4 protein-coding genes and 1 tRNA gene are annotated in these 2,996 nt (G+C 39.4%); all 5 read left to right on the top strand.

The annotated features are described in order from the left end of the window. The coding region (locus GXZ17_RS06760; RefSeq protein ID WP_409376531.1) for a GspH/FimT family protein at nt 1-339 on the top strand (339 nt) is incomplete at its 5' end. Beyond that, on the top strand, nt 329-667 hold the full coding sequence (locus GXZ17_RS06765) for a hypothetical protein (RefSeq protein ID WP_409376532.1): 339 nt from the start codon (nt 329-331) through the stop codon (nt 665-667). The genes GXZ17_RS06760 and GXZ17_RS06765, both read left to right, overlap by 11 nt. Further along, complete coding sequence (locus tag GXZ17_RS06770) at nt 624-1,100, top strand: type II secretion system protein J (protein WP_409376533.1); 477 nt, start codon at nt 624-626, stop codon at nt 1,098-1,100. The genes GXZ17_RS06765 and GXZ17_RS06770 overlap by 44 nt, the downstream gene beginning before the upstream one ends. Nucleotides 1,101-1,178: 78 nt before the next feature. Then, the gene (locus GXZ17_RS06775; RefSeq protein ID WP_409376534.1) at nt 1,179-2,867 is read left to right on the top strand and encodes a hypothetical protein; all 1,689 of its coding nucleotides are present in this window, start codon (nt 1,179-1,181) and stop codon (nt 2,865-2,867) included. 52 nt (nt 2,868-2,919) lie between these two features. Beyond that, nucleotides 2,920-2,996 (top strand) — tRNA-Arg (locus tag GXZ17_RS06780).

Raw genomic sequence — 2,996 nt, forward strand, 5'->3', positions numbered from 1 at the left:
TGGCAAACTTCCCTCTTAGGTAGACTTACTGCTCAGAGAATAGCAAGTGATTTACGTTTAGCTAAGATAGAAGCGTTACGAACCGGAGCCACTACCAAAATCACCTTTGATCCCGCCCAGGATCTTTTTATTTATCGAGGTTGCAACTCTCAACCAAAAATAGTTAATTTTCCTAAAGGGGTAGACCTCTATACTACCAACTTCAGTCAACATACTATTTCCTTCTACCCTACTGGTACTCCCTCCATGGGAGGAACCATTACTATCCGGGTGAATGGAAAACTAATGTATCTTACCATCACCCCAGTTACCGGGAGAGTGCGTATCGTTGAAAAATGATGAAGGTTTTATTTTAATAAGCGTTCTTATTGCTTTAGGTGTCTTTTCTCTTTTGGTGCTGGCTATTGGGCAAGAGATAAATCTCATGGGAAAGGTGGGGAGAAGCTCTGCACTTAAGGCTAAAGCTCTTGTAGATGCTGTAAATACTATGGAAGCATTAAAACAAGAAGAAAAGCCTGTTTCTGGAAGCGAAGAAAAAGAGGGTTTTATAATAGAAAGTAAGGTAAAGGAATTTTCATTTTCTTCACAAATCTATGAAATCAAAGTAACGGTGGAGGACAAAAATGGAAAAGAGATTCTTTCTTTGCAAACTCTTCGAGAAAAATGAAGGCTTCACTCTTATTGAAGTCTTAATAAGTTCTGCTATTTTTCTATCTTTAGTGGTAGCTATTTGCAGCTTACTTGTTCCCTGGGGAAGAGTCTTTAATTCCTTATCTCAAAAAATAGAGGAAGAAGAAAACCTTCTCGGATCAGTAAATACTCTTTTCCAGCTGGTGAGATATAGTAACAATCTTCAATCCTCCTCTGACGGTAAAGAGCTAAGTATGAATCTGTCTTCTAACCCCTTGAAAATCTATTCCCAAGGAGGGAGTTTGTTGCTCAAAAACAAAGGAGTAGCCAATCCTGTAGCTGAGGGATGTAGTGAGGTCTGCTTTACTGTGGAAGGAAGTAAAGAAAAACCGCTGGTGAGTGCTCATTTAGTCTTTGGAAAAGAGGTCCTAGATATTAAGATAAACTCTTGTCTTTTATTATCACCGTAAATTGAAAATACTTTATTCTTGACCAGGAAAAATTATCTTGCTATTCTCCTATTGATAGCTTTGAAAGGAGGAAATAGAATGGAAATATTTTGGGGAAAATACGCAGAGGAAATAGAGTCATCTTTTATCACTCTGGAAGAAGAAAAGGTAATCTCTCGCCTGTGGGAGAAAGATTATACTCTATGGAAACCATATCCTTATGAGATTGTCAATCGCCTGGGATGGTTAAGTGCCCCTCAAGAAATGCAAAAAAATGTAGCTCAACTAGAAGATATGACTGCTGAGCTGAGAAAGGAAGGTTTTCAGGAAGCTCTCCTTTTAGGGATGGGAGGGTCAAGTTTGGCTCCTGACTTATTTCAGAAAGTATGGGGAAATAAAGAAGGGTTTTTGAATCTCTATGTTCTTGACAGTACTGATCCTGAAATGGTAAATCATTATGATCAATCTTTAGATCCTGGCAAAACTCTTTATCTCGTCTCTACCAAATCAGGAAACACTCTGGAAACTCTCTCCTTTTTTAAGTTTTTCTATAATCTGGCACAGAAAAAACTCGGGAAAGAAGCAGGAAAACATTTTATCGCTATAACTGACCCTGGTAGTCCTCTAGTTCAGTTAGGAGAACGATATGGCTTCCGTAAGGTGTTTTTGAATCCTCCTGATATTGGAGGTCGTTATTCTGCCTTTTCTTTTTTTGGTCTTGTACCTGCCGCTCTTTTAGGAATAGATTTATCACTTCTTTTAGAAAAAGCGACTATTGCCTCCCAAAAATGTTCTCCCTCTACCCCTCTTAAGGATAATGAAGGTGCCCTTCTGGGAACCACTTTAGGAATTTTAGCCCAAAAAGGAAGAGACAAACTAACTTTTTTCTTCTCTTCTCCTCGATGGGAAAGTTTTGGTGATTGGTTAGAACAATTGGTTGCTGAAAGTACAGGGAAAGAAGGGAAAGGAATATTGCCGGTCATCGATAGACAACCCGGAAAACCAGAGGTATATGGAGAAGACCGCCTATTTGTCTATATAGAAGGAGAAAAAAATGACTCTCTCAATAATTTACTTGAGGAGCTAAAAAATGCCGGGCATCCAGTGATTAAGATATCTGTTGCGAGCCACTACGATCTGGGAGAACAAATGTTCATCTGGGAATTTGCCACTGCCTTATCCGGCTACTGGTTAAAAATAAATCCTTTTGATCAGCCTGATGTAGAATCTACCAAAAAATTTACTCAAGAAATGATGAGAAGATGCAAAGAAGGTAGCTTCGAGGAAGAAAACCCTGTTCTGGTGGAAAAAGGATTCAATATATTTTGTGATTTCTCTGCTTCTTCCTTGAAGGAGGTTCTAGAACAATTTTTGGGGTTTGTTGAGCCAGGAGGCTATATTTCTATTCATGCTTACCTTCCTGTTAATCCTCTAATAGAAAAAGAGCTAATTTCACTTGCTTCTCTTCTTCGAGATAAAACTAAGAAAGCAGTAACTTTCGGATATGGACCCCGTTTTCTGCATTCTACTGGCCAATTACATAAGGGAGATGGAGGGAAAGGAGTATTTTTACAGCTGGTGAGCGAACCTTCTATAGATATTCCTATCCCAGAAGAAGCAGGAAGCGATGTTTCCTGCTTTACCTTTGGAGCACTGAAAAAAGCTCAAGCATTGGGAGACCGGGAAGCGCTTAAGAGGGCGGGAAGAAAGGTAATTTCTCTCTTTTTTCAGGGAAATTCAGAAGAAAAACTTAGAACCTTGCGGGAAACATTTCTCCATTTTTTGTAAACATTGAAAAGTTGACGGAAAGCAAAAAAGGTTATAAAATCCTTATATGGCTGCGCCTGTAGCTCAATAGGATAGAGCAACGGACTTCTAATCCGTAGGTTGGGGGTTCGATTCCCTCCAGGCGCGCCA

The sequence above is a fragment of the Candidatus Sordicultor fermentans genome, from assembly GCF_012728195.1.
GTDB lineage: Bacteria > Atribacterota > Atribacteria > Atribacterales > Caldatribacteriaceae > Sordicultor > Sordicultor fermentans.

Excerpts from the sequence above, each read along its gene's own strand:
- GXZ17_RS06775 (WP_409376534.1), top strand. The coding sequence starts at position 1,179 with ATGGAAATATTTTGGGGAAAATACGCAGAGGAAATAGAGTCATCTTTT.
- GXZ17_RS06770 (WP_409376533.1), top strand. The coding sequence starts at position 624 with ATGGAAAAGAGATTCTTTCTTTGCAAACTCTTCGAGAAAAATGAAGGC.